Raw genomic sequence first — 17,250 nt, forward strand, 5'->3', positions numbered from 1 at the left:
GCTTGTTCCATCGGGAGGCCCAGATGACAGCCCAGATCAACATGACCACAACAGTCATTCTCATGGCGCTGACCGCAAGCGGTTACGCGATCGCGACCCTCGGCATGAAACTCGCCTCCTACCAATTGAATGCCTTGGCACTGGTGTTGATGGCGACCGGGCTGGCAGGAGCGGCACTGGCAGAGATCACGCTGTTGCGACAGGCGAACCTGTCGGTCATCTACCTCGGGATCATCGCGGTTGAATCGCTGCTCGTGCTGTCCGTCGCCGCCGTGATCGGCGATCGCCTGACACCGGTCCAGCTCTCGGGCGGGGCAATGGTGCTGGTCGGGATGATCCTGGTGTCGCAGTGATGGCTGGACACCCGATGCGGCGCTGATACGGTCGGAGCGACTCGCATCAACCGGAGCCGAAAATGTCCCTGACCGACGTTCTTTCACGCATCGACACGGATCTGCCCGCCGCAACAGACCGCCTCATGGATCTCCTGCGCATCCCGTCGATCTCGACCGATCCGGCCTTCAAATCGGATTGCGACCGGGCCGCCGATTGGCTGGTCTCTGACCTCAACAGCCTTGGCATCACCACGGAAAAGCGCGCGACACCGGGTCACCCCATGGTCGTTGGCCATCTGGACGGCACCGGCCCGCACCTGCTGTTTTATGGACACTATGACGTTCAGCCTGTCGATCCGCTGAACCTCTGGAATCTCGACCCGTTCGATCCTGACATCCAAGACACGCCCGCAGGCAAGGTGATCCGCGGTCGCGGCAGTTCGGATGACAAGGGACAGTTGATGACCTTTGTCGAAGCCTGCCGGGCGTGGAAGGCGGTACATGGCACCCTGCCCTGCAAGCTGACCTTCTTTCTGGAAGGCGAAGAAGAAAGCGGCTCTCCCAGCCTGGTGCCGTTCATGAAAGAACACGCAGACGAGTTGACGGCCGATATTGCGCTGATTTGCGATACGGCAATGGTCTCGCCTGGTGTACCGTCCATCGCGGGGCAGCTGCGCGGGATGCTCAAGGATGAATTTACCATCCACGGGCCGACCCGCGATCTGCATTCCGGCCATTACGGTGGACCGGGCCTGAACCCGTTGCGCGAAATCTCGCGGATCGTTGCCTCGTTTCACGACACTGAAACAGGGGCCGTGGCGGTCGATGGATTTTACGAAGGCGTCCCCGAGGTGTCCGACGAGATGCTGCGCCAGTGGCAGAACTGCGGCTTTGACGAAGCCGCCTATCTTGGCGGGGTCGGATACACCCAGGCACATGGTGAGAAGGCCTATTCGACGCTGGAACAGCAATGGGCCCGCCCGACCCTTGAAATCAACGGGCTGTGGGGTGGCTATCAAGGGGCCGGAACCAAGACCGTGATCCCCGCCGAGGCGCATTGCAAGCTGACCTGTCGGCTGGTCGGCGACATGGATCCCGATCGCCTGCGCACGCGCATTCGCGCCCACGTCGAGACTCGTTTGTCGCCCGACGCACGAGTCACATGGGATGGCGATCTGGATGGGTCCCCCGCCTCGGTCATGAACACCGATCGCCCGGAATTCGAGGCCGCGCGACAGGCGCTGTCAAATGAATGGAACCGCGAAGCGGTGATCGTGGGCATGGGCGGATCGATTCCCATTGCCGGGTTCTTCAAGGACATTCTTGGACTGGATTCGATGTTGATCGGCTATGCCAACGAGGACGATGCCATTCATTCACCCAACGAGAAGTACAATCTTGCCAGCTTTCACAAAGGCATCCGCAGCTGGGCGCGCATACTTGATGCGCTGACCCGGGCATGAGCGTCCTTCCCGGTTTCACCGATGCCAGTGCCGAGGTGAACGGCCAGACCATCGCCTATTCCCGCGCCGGCGATGGTCCGCCGGTTCTGCTGTTGCACGGCTTTCCCCAGATGCGCGCCATGTGGCGTGGAATTGCCCCCGTTCTGGCGCAACGCTTCACGGTGATCGCCGCCGATCTGCGGGGCTATGGCGAGAGCAGCAAGCCGGAGGCGGTTCAGGAGTATTCCTTTCGCAACATGGCCGCCGATCAGCGGGCGCTGATGGCATCGCTGGGGTTTGACAGCTTTCATCTGGTCGGGCACGACAGGGGCGCACGCACCGCGCATCGTCTGGCGCTGGACTCAGCGAAAGCTGTGCGCAGCCTGACCCTGATGGACATCGTTCCGACGCATTTTCTGCTGGATAAGCTGGGCAAAGAGGTGGCAACCGCCTATTATCACTGGTTCTTTCTCGCTCAACCCGCTCCCTTCCCCGAGACCATGATCGGACAGGACAGCGACTGGTATTACGAGAGCTGCCTCACGGCATGGGGCGGAGCCGAGCTTGAAGACTTCGATCCCGAGGCGCTGTATGCCTACAGGCAAAGCTGGCGCTGGCCTGACGCCATTGCCGCGATGTGCAACGACTATCGCGCGGCGATCCAATACGACTTTGCCCATGATGCCGCCGATCTCGGGCGTCGCGTGACCTGCCCTTCGCTCGTGCTCTACGGCGTGGATGGCGCGATGGCCAAGGCGTACGATGTTCCTGCAAGCTGGGCTGATCGGCTGACTGACATGCGCGCCCGCGCGCTGCCCGGCGGTCATTTCTTTCCCGACCTGCATCCTGCGGAGACCGCCGAAGTCGTACAGGATTTCCTGACGGAGCAATGACCCGGCGTCATTTGCGGCCAACCTTGCACCGGCATGGCAGACCCCCATCTTGAGGGCGCAACCTCCACGGACAAACCAATAGGATCACTCTCATGCGGCCCATCTCGCTGGTTCTCTCTTCCTTTCTTTCGGTCCTTGTTGCCCTGACCGTTCCGGCACAGGCAAAGGACACTGACATGATCACCGTGACCGGCGAGATCGGCTATCGCGAACGTAGCGCACTATGGCCGGAGAGTGTGGCGACCATCACCCTGAGCGATGTATCACGACAGGATGTCGCAGCCCCCGTGATCGCACAGATCGAATTCGCGATTTCCGGTGTGCCCGCCCCGTTCGAACTCAAGATACCAAAGACCAGTATGGCAACCGGGCATAGCTATGCGCTGCGCGCGACGATCCACGACAGTGACGGCACCCTGCGCTGGACAACCGATACCGTCTATCCCGTCGATCCTTTGCAGAGGCGGGCTGATCTTGGTTTGCTCACGCTCAGGCAGGTAGCGGCAACACGGTTGCATCTCGTAGGTGGCGAATGGCTGGTGGAGGATATCAATGGCGAAGGTGTCATGGATATCCTGCAAACAACGCTCGTCTTTGGCACCGATGGCCAGCTTTCGGGCACGGGGGGATGCAACCGCTACTCCGGCACCTATGAGTTGTCCGGAGATATGCTGAGCATTGGCCCCTTGGCATCCACCCGGATGGCCTGCCCCGAAGCGATCAGCAATCAGGAGAACCGGTTTTTCGAGACAATCGCCTCGCCGCTTCGCGCTGCCATGGATGAAACCCGCGCCCTGATCCTGACCGGCGAGGCGGGCAAGACACTCAGGGCGCGGCGCAGGTAGCCGGTTCAGACCAGTCCGCTGAACCGTTCGGGCAACAGGTATTGGGTATCGAAATCGGGGCAGTCGAACTCCCAATACCCGGTTTCGCCGCGTTTCTTCCAGGTCCGATGCATGCGTCGGCGCAGCGGCCCCATCTCAAATCCGTCCTGCATTTTCAACGCCGAAAACGCCTCGAACACCGCGCGGTCATTGCCGCGCGATTCGGCAAACCAGTGGCGGCCGATCGCGGCCTCCTTGATCCCGGCTCCCGTTGCCGCACTGATCACGTTGCGCCGATCCATCGCCTCGGAATAGGCGGCCAGATCGCAGAATTTGAGGTGCAGAAGGTATAGATGATCGGGGGTGTGCAATCGCTCATACTGGGTAAAATGCCCGCCGCGCGCGATCTTGGTCCCTGCCGAAATCACGCAGGGTTTCGAATAGTGCGGTGCTGGCCGCACATGACGGCGTGGCCCGAGGATTCGACCTTCAATCCTGTCAGGCTCAAGCTCAACCCGGTGGATCACTTCCAAACCCAGCGGCGTCAGAACCCGGTTGGGAGGAATCGCCTTCAGGAACTCTGGCAGGTCGATCCCGGCCACGGGATCCAGCACGACCAGTTCATCCACATCACCAACGATCACATGATCATAATAGCAACGCAGCCCCATCACGACATTGTTTAGCATCCGCCAGCGCTTCATGTCGAAATTCTTGTGCGGATCGCCCGGAATGCCGATCACGTTGCACCCTTGCGCCAGGTCGGACACGATCTCGCCGCGCCCGTGATTGACGATGTAGCAGTTCTGCCGACCCAGCAGGCCACCGTAGTGACGCAACCACGCCTTCAGGAAAAAGGCATCATCGCGTACCATCGTCAGGGCCGCCGCTGTCTGCATGAATGCAATCCTGCTCGCTGTTGCGTTTTGGCTTAGTCTTAGCGGCAATGGCGGTATAAGAGAATTTCTAATTTCGGGTTTCCGTCGCCCTGAAACATCCGCATCAGATGCTAGAAGGATCACGCCCTGCTCACTGCTGACTTTGCCCGAACCGGATTGATGGCGCAGCGCGCCGATACGCCCCCGACCCGCTTTCAGGTGCTTGGTGAGCGATCATCCGGCACCAACCTCGTCAAAAGGCTTCTGGGTCGCAATTCCGCATTGCAGCCAACAGAGGCGCTCGGCTGGAAACACGGTTTCCCCCAGGCCATGGCGATCCCTGCCGATCTTGCGGTGATCTGCGTCGTCCGAAACGCGGTGGACTGGGCACTGTCGATGCACTCCAAACCCTGGCATACGGTGCCAGAGCTGCAGCGACTGGCGTTTTCCGATTTCATTCGCACGCCTTGGCAGACCGTCATCGACCGCCCCCGCTACTTCGACGGCGTCGCCGATACAGTTGGTCAGCCTCTATTGCAGGATCGCGATCCGGTTACCGGCAGGACATTCGAAAACCTCATGGCGCTGCGTCGTGCCAAACTTGCGTCGCTGATGGGATACCTGAACCGCGACTGCACCTGTGTCGTCCTGCGGATGGAAGAGGTTCAGACCGAACCCGAACGCCGCATCGACGCTCTGCTTTCGGCCCTTGAGCAACCTCGGCGCGAAACCCCGTTTCGTCCGGTCGGCAAACGACTGGGCTCCAAATTCAAACCAGCGGTCCAACAGCGCCCGCAAACCCCGGACCGTATTTCATCGGATGATCTCGCTTATCTTTTGGCGCATCTTGATCGGGACGCAGAGGCCCGACTCGGATATCTCTATGAGAGTGACGAAACCTAGCGGCGTTTGCCAAAGCGCGCTTCAGCCAATCCCGCCGGTCGCGTCCGATGCAAGACGCCGACTCGCCCCAGACCATCGGCCAGGGTCTCTGATCAGGTACCCTGCCCGCCACGAGTGAGATCGCACGCGCGCCGACGACCTATACCCAGCCAATGGCAGAACGGGACATTTCGGCGCCTTCGCGCATGCCGTGTGTGCGCATCGTCGATGCATTTGCGTGGCAATTCAAGCCAATGCGTGAAGGGTGCCCACACGGCTTGGCATCGAAACGCAGCACAAAAAAAGGAGGAAGTGGCGCGGTTGACGGGGCTCGAACCCGCGACCTCCGGCGTGACAGGCCGGCACTCTAACCAGCTGAGCTACAACCGCGCAGTAGCGGCGGGATAGGCGAAGCAATTGCCATCGTCAAGCGCATAAAGGAACCATGCCACCTCTGCGTTTCCCGGTAATCCCCTGGGACCCGCAGTCATCGGAAAACCACAGGGAAAACGAAAAGGCCGGTAATCGCGAGCCTGTCTCGTTGTTCGCGGGGAATACGCAGCAGTGGCGCGGTTGACGGGGCTCGAACCCGCGACCTCCGGCGTGACAGGCCGGCACTCTAACCAGCTGAGCTACAACCGCCCGCTGCGTCAGGCGGTAATATGGCGCGCTCCCTGCCCCGTCAAGCCGGGTTTGCGCAGAAATTCATTTTTCCGTGGCGCATTCGCGGTCTTCGCCCGAACTGTGCCCCGCGCCACGATGCGCCCTCGCTGCATCCGGGACATGGCTGGCCATCCGCGGCCAGAGAACGGCCCATGTGGCTCCCTCACTTGGATGCGCCCGGTACAACATCTCGAAGCCGTTGCTGACGCCCATGCGGAATTGACTATTCGCCGCGTCGATGTTCCGTTTGTGCATGTTCCGTGGTCCTCTACCAGATGTTCCAGCGCTTTTTGTCCAGGCCTCGGTGACGCAGCACGATGGCCGCGCGATTAGCGCGACGGGCATCGGAACCAATATCGCGGAGGCGGAACTGCGTCACGATGGTGAGCGTGCAGAGCGGATGGCACATGCGCTGCGAGGAGAGCGTGGTGCCCTGCCCTGGGCGCAAGCGACCGCGCCGATCTTTGGGATGGCCGCTGGCCGCGATGGCGTGGCCCAGGTTCAATCTCGCGCCATACTGGAACTGATCGAACGCTGGACCTGTCAGTCGTGGTGGGCCGGGACCTTGCCCGCGAGCCAACCCGGCCCACCTACAGAGGCCGCTTTTGCAAGAGCGCAAGAGAATTGGAAACGTCGCACGCCCCGCCGGACAGGGTTGCTGCAACTTGGCAACCCACTGTTGCCGCCGACCTGTGTCGCCTGGTCCTGTGATCGATCCGGCCATTCACTTTGTTTTGGCACGGCATGCGGGATGGATGGACCCAAAGCGATGACCGCAGCGTTGCGCGAACTCTTTCAGATGGAATTCGGCCTGTCCGTCATTCAACACCGCAAAGCCGGAGGTGTTGAGTTGACAGGATCAGAACTGCACATTCTGGATCGAGCAGATTTGCTCTCGGTCGAAACCATGACCGATCATTTTCAAGAAGCCGGCGACACGAACAACAGGTTTCAAGGCGACCTTTTCAAGGCCCTCGCCGACGCGGGCATTCCAGTCGCCGTAAACCAGCTTGAACACGCCATTGACGGGCATCGGATCGTGATCGCGACATCTGCCGACCTTGAGGTGGTTTCGTCCGGTGAAAATTGGTGCGACACTGCGTTGCGCTGGAAACTCTACGGAGCCTGACACCTCATGCCTGAACCCAATCTGCGCCTCCACCTCTTTGGACGCTTTCGGGTCACGCTGGCGGGTGAGGAGATCCCGGTAAGATCGGCTTCGGCGCGGGCAATTCTCGCCTATCTTGCGGTCTGCAAGAATCATTCCGAGGATCGCGGGCGTCTTGCCGCAACAATCTGGGAATCGTCAGTAGACGCACGGGCTCGCCAGAACCTGCGGCAGGCGCTCCACGCGCTGAGCCGCCCGGACACACCGCTTGCACCTGTTCTGCGCGCCGACCGGACGCGCGTTGCGCTGGAACCGGATTTCGTCGAAACCGATGTCAGACTCCTGCTGCAGGAAATCGACGCTGGCCATGTCCGCGACGAGCTGATTCATGGGGCGCTTCGACCCGACTATCTGCTGGCTGCCGAGCCTGTGCGCGGCGAGTTGTTTGACAGCTGGTTGCGCCTGCTGCGTCAGGACATGGAGAACCGCCTGCGAGAACGGCTGGCAAAGCTGATGGAGCAGCCGGACCCGACGAGTGCCCGGCGCGCGGCCGATGCGCTGCTGGCGCTGGATCCTGCCGACGAACAGGCTGTTCGGTTCCTGATCCAGTACCATCACACCAACGGTCAAACCGCACAGGCCCTGCGGACCTATGAGGCGCTATGGACCTATCTGGAAGAAGAGTTTGACGCCGAACCAGGGCATGAGACCATTGCCCTGATTGCCAGGATCAAGGCGCAGGAGCCAACTCCGGCAATGGATATGCAAACCAACCCCGCGCAGCACTTGCGGATCGGATTGACGCCGGTGACGGCGGGCGGATCATCCTATGCGACCGGTGTCGCCTGCCTGTTCCGCGCCGAGTTGATGGCGACGCTGCTGCGCTTCCGTGCGTTCGAGATTGTCGATCTGAGCATTGCAAGCGCCCCGGTCGACTATGCGCTCGACGTCTCAATCGGTGGCGACGAACGCGAACTCCTGTTGCTGGCCGTGCTGAAACGCAGCAGCGACGGGGCCGCGTTGTGGAGCGATCGCTGGACGGAGCTGACCGATCACTGGCTGCAAACCCAGGCTGCCATCGTCAGCCGATTGGCGTCTTCGCTGTCGATCTATGTCTCCCTGACCCGGATACAGGAACTGCGAAGGACCGAATTCGGGGCGAGCGCGTTTGACGACTGGCTGATCGGTAATCAGCATCTGGATGAATTCCGCGCCGAAGGCCGCGCCGCCGCCGCGCGGTGCTTCAAGCGTGTGATCGAAAAGGCACCCGAGGCCTCGATGGGATACAGCAGCCTGGCCCGCCTGATGAACGCGATGCATCTGATGCAGCCCTGTATGTTCCGCCAGAAAGAGACCCACCGGGAGAGCAAGCGACTTGCGAGCAAGGCGGTTGCGCTCGACCCGCTGGACGCGCGTGCGCATCTGCACCGGGCCTGGGCCTGTTGTCTTTTGGGCGAATACGATCAGGCCTCTGCCGGGTTTGCGATGGCGCGGCAGTGCAATCCGAACGATCCCTGGACGATGCTGTCCTCGGGCCTGGGGGCCGCCTTTTCCGACGAATTGCCCCTTGCCACCGAACTCAGCCAGAGAGTGATCCGCGAGGGCTGGACCACCGCGCCCTTCCAATGGGGGTTTCACATGCCGATCCGGTTTCTTGCCGGTGATTACGAGGGCTGTGTTACTGCCGCCGAGAACGCGGGCACCGCGATCCTCAATGTTCCGGCATGGAAGGCCGCCGCGCTCTGGCATCTGGGCCGAAGAGCCGAGGCGCAGACATCTTGGGCAGAGTTCGAAATGTTGTCACGATCACACTCCACAGACAGTACCAAGCCGAGCAGCCAGACGATCTGTGAATGGTATCTGTCCTGCTTTCCTGTCCGCAATTCAACGCAACGCCGCAAAATGGCGGAGGGTGCGGCAGGCGCGGCAGGGCTTCAGCTGCATTGTGTACAACAATAACCGGCCAGGTAGGGCCGCAGGAATTCATCCAGAGGATTTTCGCCGTCCAACTGAACAACGTATCCTGCGGCATCGCTATCGCTTGCGGTTCCGCCTGCAAACGGGGTCGGCCAATCCTGATCGGATGAACTCCAGGACACCTCGCTGTACATTCTTGGCAGGCTGACCGTCGGCCAGAGATCCTGCTCCAGAGCAGTATGCTGAAATTCGATCGCTTCAGGCTCGGGCAACACGATGGAGAACCTGTCAGGACGCCGTAAGAGCAACTCAATCTCAATGATGTTCTCGCGGAGCGCATAGTCGTCCTCGGTCAGACGGTCATTTTCCGGCAGGTTCGCGAGCGAGTGCTCAAACGCCTCCTTCGTGAAAACGATCAATCGCCCGTCAAGCTCTGTTCGTGCACCCGAAGGATGGCTTTTGGGGTTAATGCTCCATGCCTCGATCAATCCGCCGATCACCCGCAGCGCCTTGCGCGTCTTGAGCTCGATCGGGTTGTTTCCGAATACGGTGTATCGCGGTGCCATCTCAAAATCTCCTAAACAGCCAATGTTCCACCAATGGAGGATAACCTGACTATACGGGAAGCCGCCAAATTGAATAGGTATCCGTCAGCCGCAGGTTGCATGCATTGACGCAACATTGACGGTTCCACATACGAACGCGCGCTAAGCGTGTGTCAGCCGCAGGGCCTGCCGATTAGCAGGTCCGCTTCGCGGTGTTAGAACAAGAACTTTTGATTGGAAAACGTCATGGCCTTTATTCCCAACGACCCCCGCTTTGCCAACCAGTGGCATCTGCTGAACGACACAAACGGACAGTTCGACCTGAATGTGGTCGATGCCTGGGACGACTATGACGGCTCGGGTGTCCGGGTCGCAGTCATCGACCGGGGATTTGACTACAACCATCCCGATTTTGACAACTACCGCACCGATCTGGACTGGGATTTTGAGGACGGCGATGCCGTCGCCCTGCCCGACGTGAATGAAGGGGACAACCACGGCACACCGGTGATGGGCATCATCGGGGCCGCTGCAGATGGAGAGGGCACTGTCGGCGTGGCCTTCGGGGCCGATCTGATTGGCTACAAGACCGACTGGTCCCGCGACCAGATCGAAGACGCGATCAATCTGGCCGTGACCGCCAACCACGACGTGGTCAGCATGAGCTATGGCGAAGGATCCGGTGTTTTCCAGGATCGCGATGGGTTGATCAGTGCGGTGAACAACGCGCTGGCCAATGGCCGGACGGTTGGCGGCGTTGACCTGGGAACGGTCTTGGTCAAATCATCGGGCAACAGCCGCGCACCTGCCAACAACGCTCTGCGCGAGGAAGGCACCGCCGAAGCCATCGACTCGCATCGAGGCACCATTTCCGTGGCCGCCGTCCGTCAGGATGGACAAGTCACCGATTTCTCGACACCGGGCGCAAACGTACTGGTTTCCGCCTTTGCCGATGATCTCAACAACAATCCGTCCATATCCACGACCGACAATACCGGAGCAGCCGGATACACCAATACCGACTACACCAACACATTCGGTGGTACATCCGCCGCCGCCCCGCAGGTGGCGGGCGTGGTTGCCCTGATGCTCGAGGCAAACCCCGATCTTGGCTGGCGCGATGTCCAGTCGATCCTGTCCTATTCCGCGCGCCACGTGGGCAGCGATGTTGGTGCCGCGGCGCAAGGGTTCGAACAGGGAACTGCGGGGGCCGCAAGCTGGCGGTGGAACGATGCCGACAATTGGAACGGTGGCGGGCTGCACGTCTCAAACGACTATGGTTTTGGTCTGGTCGATGCCAAGGCAGCGGTCAGGCTGGCGGAAACCTGGACCAGCACCTCGACCAGCGCCAACGATGCGACGACGTTTCAGGATGGGTTGAACGGCAATGTCACCATCGCAAACGGTTCGGCCTCTGGCGGTTCGAATTTCTTCAACATCAACGAGGCCACCAACATTCGGATCGAACATGTGTCGCTTGAGGTCGAGATTGTCTCAGCCGCTGATCTTGCCGATCTCGAAGTCTATCTGACCTCGCCCCAGGGCACCCGGATTCAGCTGATCGCCGACACCGGGGATACCCAGAACTACAGCGGCGAATGGCGGTTTGGCGCAACAGGGTTCCGGGGCGAGATGAGCGCCGGAATGTGGACTGTGGAGGTGCGGGATGATGACAGCGCGATCAGTTCGCCCATCGTCATCAACGACCTTGACCTGCGCACCTATGGATCGTCGGTCACAAACGACGATCTGTTCATCTTTACCAATGAATTCTCGGACTACGCAGGGGTTGCCGGTCACAGCACCAATTTCGCCGGCGGTGCCGGATCGGACACGATCAATGTGTCCGCCGTGAACGCAGCATCAATCATCAACCTGCAAATCGGCCAGGGTGTCATCGACGGTGTGGCGGTCACAATGTCGAGCATTCAGGACGTCTATGGCGGTGACCATCAGGATATCATCTTTGACGGAGCCGGGTCCAATGACATCTATGGCATGCGCGGCAACGACATTCTGCGTGACACCACCGCTGGCGGCAATGACCGCTATTACGGCGGCGAGGGCAACGACACGATTCAGGTCTACTCCGCCATCGCAGCCGATGCCTTTTACGGTGGCGCAGGCAGCGACACCATCAACTGGGCGCAGAGCGGCGAAACCTCGGCCACATTCGATCTTGCCGGTAACGAAGCCCGTGACAGCAACGGCAATACCGAGGTCATGAGCAGCTTTGCCAATATTGTCGGCACCGCTTATGGCGACACCATCATCGAAAGCAACGCAACCAACGATATCGATGGATATGACGGCGACGACACCGTCATCGTGACAACCGCAATCGCCGCAGACGCCTTTCACGGAGGCTCTGGCCGGGACACCATCGACTGGTCAGCGGTCAGCGAGAACGGCGCGACATTCAACCTTGCGACCGGGCTGGCCACGGACTCGGTTGGCAATACCGAAGTCATGGATAGTTTTGAAAACATTGTCGGCACGGAAAATGATGACACCATTATCGAGAGCATCGCAGCCAATGATATCAACGCGCGCGGCGGGGATGACCTTGTCACTGTCACGTCGGCAATCGGCAGTGACAGCTTTCGTGGCGGCTTTGGCAACGACACCATCGACTGGTCGGGATCGTCCCAAGCCAATGGCGTCTACAATTTCGTTCTCGGCCGGGCCATATCCGGCGCCAATGAAGAGATCATGGAAGGGTTCGAGAACTTCATCGGCACAAACCAAGCCGATACCATCATCGAAGGTAACGGCCCCAACGTCATCCATGCCGGAGGCGGCAACGATACGGTCGAGGTGACCACGGTGATCGGAGTCGACAGCTTTACCGGTGGGTTCGGGACCGACACCATCGACTGGTCCGGCTCGACGCAGGCGAACGGCGTCTATAACATCTCTGGCGGCACCGCGACGTCGGGGCGCAACCAGGAGATCATGTCCGGGTTCGAGAACTTTATCGGCACCAACCAGCGCGACATCATCATCGAAGGCAACGGCACCAATGTGATCAATGCAGGTGGCGGCAACGACACGGTCGAAGTTCACACGGCGATCGGGGTCGACAGCTTTGACGGCGGCTTTGGCAACGACACCATCGACTGGTCAGGTTCGTCACAGGCGAATGGTGTCTATGACATCTCCGACGGCACCGCAACGTCCGGAAACAACGTCGAAACGATGTTCGGGTTCGAGAACTTCATCGGCACCAACCAGCGGGACATCATCATCGAAGGTGCGGGAACAAATGTCATCGACGCAGGCGGCGGCGACGACACGGTCGAGGTCAACACCACCATCGGTGTCGACAGCTTCACCGGCGGGTTCGGGACCGACACCATCGACTGGTCGGGATCATCGCAGGTCAATGGAACCTATGATCTGTCCGGCGGCACCGCCAGCGCGGGTGGCCAGTCCGAAACGATGTTCGGGTTCGAGAACTTCATCGGCACCAGCCAGCGGGATATCATCATCGAAGGCGTGGGAACCAATGTCATCGACGCGGGTGCGGGCAATGATATCGTAACCGTCGGCACAATCGTCGGCGTTGACTCCTATGACGGCGGCGCCGGTATCGACCTGATCGACTGGAGCGGCGTCAACCAAGGCGGTATCAGTTTCAATCTCGGCACGGGTACGGCCACTGCTGGGGGTGGCCAGGTCGAGACCATGACACACTTCGAGAACTTCTATGGAACCGACCTCAATGACAACATTCGCGGGTCCTCCGACAGCAACCTGTTGCGAGGCATGGACGGCGATGATGCAATGCGCGGCCTGCAAGGGCATGATCTCATGGCGGGCGGTGACGGCAACGACAACATGCGCGGCAACGGCGGCAGTGACACGCTCAGCGGCGATGCCGGGAATGATACTCTGCGCGGAGGCGGCGGTGGCGATACGCTTCTTGACGGCGATGGACGTGACCAGATGTTCGGTCAGGGTGGCGCTGATACCTTCAGCTTGATCGTCGACGATTTCATCGATCGCGTGCGTGACTTCGCACTCGGCTCCGATCTGATCGAACTGACCGGATTCGACTATGACGACCTCAACATCGTGGATATGGCGTCGGGAAATGTGCGGATCTTTTATGGCACCGACAGCGTCATCTTGAATGACAATGACGATACGCTTGCAGCCGCAGATTTTTCGAGCGACGACTTCCTGTTCGTCTGATCTGTCCCCGGTACGGGATTGTCCTTGCGGATCTGTCCGAGAATGGGTCGCCGTCTCGCAAGCATATCCTGACCTACACTGTTTCAGGCCTGAGCCCTTGGTGGTTCAGGCCTGTTGCATAACTGTACTGGAGAATGTCAACGCCTGGCCAAGGCGTCGGACAACACCGACAGGACCTGCTGTTCGGGCACATCCGATGTTACAAAGGCCTCGCCGATGTCGCGCGCCAGAATGAACCGCAGCTGCCCGTCCACGACCTTCTTGTCCTGTCCCATCAGGTCCAGCAGACGCGCGGCGGGCGGCAATGCCCCTTCGATATCCGCCAGATCGGTCTTCATGCCCATATCGCGCAGGTGCGCGCGCACACGGCTGGGGCATTCCTGACTGCACAGTCCCATGCGCGCCGACAGTTCAAACGCCAGCGCACAGCCAATCGCAACCCCCTCCCCATGCAAGAGCCGCTGCGAATATCCGGTCGCCGCCTCGAGCGCATGGCAAAAGGTGTGGCCCAGGTTCAAGAGCGCACGGTCGCCCTGCTCGGTCTCGTCCCGCGCAACGATATCCGCTTTCATCTGCACCGACCGGCGCACCGCCTCGACGCGGGCGGCCATATCACCCGCCGCCAGCGCCGGACCGTTTATCTCGAGCCAGTCGAAAAACCCCGCATCGCCCAGCAGACCGTATTTCACCACTTCGCCATAGCCCGCGAGGAAATCCCTTGGCTTCAGAGACCCGAGGATCGCGGTATCCGCCAGCACATGCACCGGCTGGTGAAAGGCGCCGATCAGGTTCTTGCCCTGCGGTGCATTGATGCCGGTCTTGCCGCCAACCGAACTGTCCACCTGTGCCAAGAGGCTGGTGGGAATCTGCACGAACCGCACCCCGCGCCGCAGCACCGCCGCCGCGAACCCGGCCAGATCGCCGATCACGCCTCCGCCAAAGGCAACGACCACATCGTTGCGCTCGACCTTTTGATCAAGCAGCCACTCCACCGTGCGGCCGAACTGCGGCCAGCCCTTGGTCGCCTCGCCCGGCGGCAGGGCCAGCGCGGTCATCTCGATCCCTTGCGCCGCCAGACCGGCGCGCAAGCTCTCCAGATGCAACGCGGCCACTGTTTCATCACTCACCACCGCCACCCGGGGCCGGTGCAGGAACGGCGCAATACGCGCGCCCGCGTGGTCGATCAAGTCAGGCCCGATCTCGACATCATAGGACCGCGCCCCAAGGGCGACATGAACGGTTTCCTGCATCGCTATTCCACTTCCAGAACATCCGGGCGCGTTGCCAGAACGCTCAGCACCCGATCAACCATCTGCTCGATCGACGCGTAACCATCGGAAACAACGGACAGATCCGCCTCTGAATAGATCGGCACGCGCGCATTGAATATCTCTTCCAGAGTCCCGCGCGGATTGCCCGTGCGCAGCAAGGGCCGGGTCTCCTTGTGTTTTACCCGGTTCCACAGCACCGGCAGATCCGCGTTCAACCACAGCGACACGCCGCGCGCGGAAATCATCTCGCGGTTCGCTGCCGCCAGGAACGCGCCGCCGCCGGTCGACAGCACACAGCACTCGCCATCAAGAAGCCGCGAGATGACCTGGCTTTCCTTCTGACGGAAAAACGGCTCGCCATCGCGTTCGAAAATCTCGGGCACGGTCCTGTCGGCGGCCTTCTCGATCTCAGCATCGCTGTCCAGGAACGGCGCGCCCAGCCTCGCCGCAAGCGCCCGGCCAACCGCGGTCTTGCCCGCACCCATCATGCCCACCATGACCACGGTCTTTTTCAACCGTCCAGAATGCGGTTTCGTCCGCACTTTCGTCATGTTTTGCTCATTTTTGCTCATTCTTCTCTGAATGACGTGATCTTCCCGAAAAGGCCATATATATATATTCAAAAGACTGAAACAGGACAGTGCAGCCAAATGCGTAGATTGTTTAAATTATTGTTGTATCTCGTCTGCTTGGCGTTCATCGCCGTGGTTGCCTATGCCTATATCGGGCCGTGGTTCGGTTATGATTTTTCAGAACCTCAAACCGAGATAAGAGAGCCGGTTGAGCTGGATGTCGATTAAAACCGCGCTGGCGCTTGTCCTTCTCCCGGCTTCCCTCTGTGCACAGGAACCTCTTTCGGTGATCGAATGGCTGGGCCAGCATCCTCCCGATGCGGCCAACCCGGTGCATCTGGAGCCGCCGGTCGTGCAAAGCGCCAGACAGCCGGAAATCGAGGTCAGCATACTCGCTGCCGCAGCCATCGCCGTGGGGCTGGTGCCAAATGACGTGACCGGCCTTCCCCTTGATCTTTGGGCCGGCAGCGATGTGAACAATCTGGCCCGTTTGATCGCCGATGTTCCCGTCGCACGCAGTCCGGCCATGCAGACTCTGCTTTACACACTGCTGCTGACCGACGCGTTGCCGCCGGATGGTGAAACAGCGGCCGAAATGTTGTTGCTGGCGCGCATCGATCGCCTGCTTGCGCTTGGCGCAACCGACCCGGCGCAGTCGCTTGCGGAACAGGCCGATCCGACGAACAGCGCCGCATTGTTTCAACGCTGGTTTGACGCCACGCTGTTGACCGGCGACGAAGACCGTGGCTGCGCAGCGCTTGCCCAGGCCCCGCATCTCTCGCCCCGCTATGCGACACGTATCTTCTGTGATGCGCGGCGGGGGGACTGGCAAACTGCTGCGCTGACGCTGGAAACCGCGCATGCGCTCGAACTCCTGCCCCCCGAACAGCTTGATCTGCTCGACCGGTTTCTCAGCCCGGACATCTTTGAAGGTGCTCCGCCACTCCCCGCGCCCGCCGACCCGGATCCGCTGACATTCAGGCTGTTTGAAACCATCGGAGAACGCTTGCCCACGGCGTCTCTGCCCCGCGCCTTTGCAACCGCCGATCTGCGGGACATCGCGGGTTGGAAAGCCCAGATCGAAGCCGCCGAGCGGCTCTCCAGCATCGGTGCCTTGGCGCCAAACCAGCTTCTCGGTCTGTACACCGCGCAGCGCCCATCAGCCTCTGGCGGTGTCTGGGACAGGGTCAGCGCGCTGCAGAAATTTGATAATGCCGTGCTCGCCCGCGACGCCGCCGCCGTCACGCAGACCCTGCCGCGGGCCTGGCGCGCCATGCGCGACGCCAACCTTGCGGTTCCGTTTGCCCAGCTCTTTGCCGACGACCTCGCCAAGGTTGCCCTCACCGATCCGGAAACGCGCGATTTGGCCTGGCGCATCCGTCTGCTGTCCTCCTCCTACAAGATTGCCGGCGCGGCACTGCCAAAGGATGACGCGGACAGCCGCTTTCTCGCCGCACTGGCAAGCGGAGAGCCGACCCGTGTTGCCCCACCCAATGACATTGCCGCCGCAATTGCAGAGGCGTTTGAACTGCCCGCCACGTCTACCGGTCCAGACCTGCCACCGCTTGGCGAGGCCCTGCTCATCGCGATCCGCGATTTTGACAGCGGCACCGACGGCAACATCGCAAACCTGACCCAGGCGCTGGCGTCATTGCGCGCCTTTGGACTTGAAGAAACGGCAAGGCAGGCGGCGCTGCAACTGATGCTGCTCGGAGAGACCTGA

General features: G+C 60.7%; 15 protein-coding genes and 2 tRNA genes. 10 read left to right on the forward strand and 7 right to left on the reverse strand.

The window, feature by feature from the left end; translation table 11 throughout:
* Positions 1–23: 23 nt before the first annotated feature.
* From QO231_RS07345 to QO231_RS07360, 4 genes are all read left to right on the forward strand, one after another.
* A complete protein-coding gene (locus tag QO231_RS07345) occupies positions 24–353 on the forward strand; it encodes a 5-aminolevulinate synthase (protein WP_316774745.1) in 330 nt (109 codons plus the stop codon).
* 62 nt (positions 354–415) lie between these two features.
* Positions 416–1,798, forward strand: coding sequence for a M20/M25/M40 family metallo-hydrolase (locus QO231_RS07350; RefSeq protein WP_316774747.1), 1,383 nt, complete (start codon positions 416–418; stop codon positions 1,796–1,798).
* Positions 1,795–2,670, forward strand: coding sequence for an alpha/beta fold hydrolase (locus QO231_RS07355; RefSeq protein ID WP_316774748.1), 876 nt, complete (start codon positions 1,795–1,797; stop codon positions 2,668–2,670). The genes QO231_RS07350 and QO231_RS07355 overlap by 4 nt, the downstream gene beginning before the upstream one ends.
* A 92-nt stretch (positions 2,671–2,762) precedes the next feature.
* On the forward strand, positions 2,763–3,515 hold the full coding sequence (locus tag QO231_RS07360) for an META domain-containing protein (RefSeq protein WP_316774749.1): 753 nt from the start codon (positions 2,763–2,765) through the stop codon (positions 3,513–3,515).
* Between the two features lie 5 nt (positions 3,516–3,520).
* Here QO231_RS07360 and QO231_RS07365 read toward each other — a convergent pair whose 3' ends face one another.
* Positions 3,521–4,393, reverse strand: coding sequence for a glycosyltransferase family 2 protein (locus QO231_RS07365; protein WP_316774751.1), 873 nt, complete (start codon positions 4,391–4,393; stop codon positions 3,521–3,523).
* A gap of 159 nt (positions 4,394–4,552) precedes the next feature.
* Between QO231_RS07365 and QO231_RS07370 the strand changes: the two genes are divergently transcribed.
* On the forward strand, positions 4,553–5,275 hold the full coding sequence (locus QO231_RS07370; protein WP_316774753.1) for a hypothetical protein: 723 nt from the start codon (positions 4,553–4,555) through the stop codon (positions 5,273–5,275).
* 292 nt (positions 5,276–5,567) lie between these two features.
* Here the strand turns inward: QO231_RS07370 and QO231_RS07375 are convergent.
* The 3 genes from QO231_RS07375 to QO231_RS07385 form a co-directional block, all read right to left on the reverse strand.
* Positions 5,568–5,644 (reverse strand) — tRNA-Asp (locus QO231_RS07375).
* 175 nt (positions 5,645–5,819) lie between these two features.
* Positions 5,820–5,896 (reverse strand) — tRNA-Asp (locus tag QO231_RS07380).
* A 63-nt stretch (positions 5,897–5,959) separates the two neighbouring features.
* Positions 5,960–6,172, reverse strand: a complete 213-nt coding sequence (locus QO231_RS07385) for a hypothetical protein (protein WP_316774754.1) — start codon at positions 6,170–6,172, stop codon at positions 5,960–5,962.
* 49 nt (positions 6,173–6,221) lie between these two features.
* Here QO231_RS07385 and QO231_RS07390 point away from each other — a divergent pair, with 49 nt between their 5' ends.
* Both QO231_RS07390 and QO231_RS07395 read left to right on the forward strand, forming a co-directional pair.
* Positions 6,222–7,046, forward strand: coding sequence for a YcaO-like family protein (locus tag QO231_RS07390; RefSeq protein ID WP_316774755.1), 825 nt, complete (start codon positions 6,222–6,224; stop codon positions 7,044–7,046).
* A gap of 6 nt (positions 7,047–7,052) precedes the next feature.
* Positions 7,053–8,984: an AfsR/SARP family transcriptional regulator gene (locus QO231_RS07395; protein ID WP_316774756.1), complete on the forward strand. Its 1,932-nt coding sequence runs from the start codon at positions 7,053–7,055 to the stop codon at positions 8,982–8,984.
* On the opposite strand, the gene QO231_RS07400 is transcribed toward QO231_RS07395, so the two are convergent.
* The gene (locus QO231_RS07400; RefSeq protein ID WP_316774757.1) at positions 8,960–9,508 is read right to left on the reverse strand and encodes a hypothetical protein; all 549 of its coding nucleotides are present in this window, start codon (positions 9,506–9,508) and stop codon (positions 8,960–8,962) included. The genes QO231_RS07395 and QO231_RS07400 overlap by 25 nt on opposite strands.
* A gap of 225 nt (positions 9,509–9,733) precedes the next feature.
* Between QO231_RS07400 and QO231_RS07405 the strand changes: the two genes are divergently transcribed.
* Entirely contained in the window at positions 9,734–13,684 is a 3,951-nt protein-coding gene (locus tag QO231_RS07405) for a S8 family serine peptidase (RefSeq protein ID WP_316774759.1), read from the forward strand.
* A gap of 137 nt (positions 13,685–13,821) precedes the next feature.
* On the opposite strand, the gene aroB is transcribed toward QO231_RS07405, so the two are convergent.
* Complete coding sequence (aroB, locus tag QO231_RS07410; RefSeq protein ID WP_316774761.1) at positions 13,822–14,934, reverse strand: 3-dehydroquinate synthase; 1,113 nt, start codon at positions 14,932–14,934, stop codon at positions 13,822–13,824.
* 2 nt (positions 14,935–14,936) lie between these two features.
* Positions 14,937–15,527, reverse strand: coding sequence for a shikimate kinase (locus tag QO231_RS07415; RefSeq protein WP_394356581.1), 591 nt, complete (start codon positions 15,525–15,527; stop codon positions 14,937–14,939).
* Between the two features lie 78 nt (positions 15,528–15,605).
* On the opposite strand from QO231_RS07415, the gene QO231_RS07420 reads away from it, so the two are divergent.
* Together QO231_RS07420 and QO231_RS07425 are read left to right on the forward strand one after the other, a co-directional pair.
* A complete protein-coding gene (locus tag QO231_RS07420) occupies positions 15,606–15,755 on the forward strand; it encodes a hypothetical protein (protein ID WP_316774764.1) in 150 nt (49 codons plus the stop codon).
* Positions 15,745–17,250 (forward strand): hypothetical protein, encoded by a 1,506-nt coding sequence (locus QO231_RS07425; RefSeq protein ID WP_316774765.1) that lies wholly within the window; start codon positions 15,745–15,747, stop codon positions 17,248–17,250. The genes QO231_RS07420 and QO231_RS07425 overlap by 11 nt, the downstream gene beginning before the upstream one ends.

This window comes from Sedimentitalea todarodis (genome assembly GCF_032595355.1).
GTDB classification, from domain to species: domain Bacteria; phylum Pseudomonadota; class Alphaproteobacteria; order Rhodobacterales; family Rhodobacteraceae; genus Sedimentitalea; species Sedimentitalea todarodis.

Bases quoted from the DNA above. Each gene is read 5' to 3' on its own strand.
- QO231_RS07345 (WP_316774745.1), top strand. From the start codon at position 24: ATGACAGCCCAGATCAACATGACCACAACAGTCATTCTCATGGCGCTG.
- QO231_RS07350 (WP_316774747.1), top strand. From the start codon at position 416: ATGTCCCTGACCGACGTTCTTTCACGCATCGACACGGATCTGCCCGCC.
- QO231_RS07355 (WP_316774748.1), top strand. From the start codon at position 1,795: ATGAGCGTCCTTCCCGGTTTCACCGATGCCAGTGCCGAGGTGAACGGC.
- QO231_RS07360 (WP_316774749.1), top strand. From the start codon at position 2,763: ATGCGGCCCATCTCGCTGGTTCTCTCTTCCTTTCTTTCGGTCCTTGTT.
- QO231_RS07365 (WP_316774751.1), bottom strand. From the start codon at position 4,393: ATGCAGACAGCGGCGGCCCTGACGATGGTACGCGATGATGCCTTTTTC.
- QO231_RS07370 (WP_316774753.1), top strand. From the start codon at position 4,553: ATGGCGCAGCGCGCCGATACGCCCCCGACCCGCTTTCAGGTGCTTGGT.
- QO231_RS07385 (WP_316774754.1), bottom strand. From the start codon at position 6,172: ATGCACAAACGGAACATCGACGCGGCGAATAGTCAATTCCGCATGGGC.
- QO231_RS07395 (WP_316774756.1), top strand. From the start codon at position 7,053: ATGCCTGAACCCAATCTGCGCCTCCACCTCTTTGGACGCTTTCGGGTC.
- QO231_RS07400 (WP_316774757.1), bottom strand. From the start codon at position 9,508: ATGGCACCGCGATACACCGTATTCGGAAACAACCCGATCGAGCTCAAG.
- QO231_RS07405 (WP_316774759.1), top strand. From the start codon at position 9,734: ATGGCCTTTATTCCCAACGACCCCCGCTTTGCCAACCAGTGGCATCTG.
- aroB (WP_316774761.1), bottom strand. From the start codon at position 14,934: ATGCAGGAAACCGTTCATGTCGCCCTTGGGGCGCGGTCCTATGATGTC.
- QO231_RS07415 (WP_394356581.1), bottom strand. From the start codon at position 15,527: ATGAGCAAAAATGAGCAAAACATGACGAAAGTGCGGACGAAACCGCAT.
- QO231_RS07420 (WP_316774764.1), top strand. From the start codon at position 15,606: ATGCGTAGATTGTTTAAATTATTGTTGTATCTCGTCTGCTTGGCGTTC.
- QO231_RS07425 (WP_316774765.1), top strand. From the start codon at position 15,745: ATGTCGATTAAAACCGCGCTGGCGCTTGTCCTTCTCCCGGCTTCCCTC.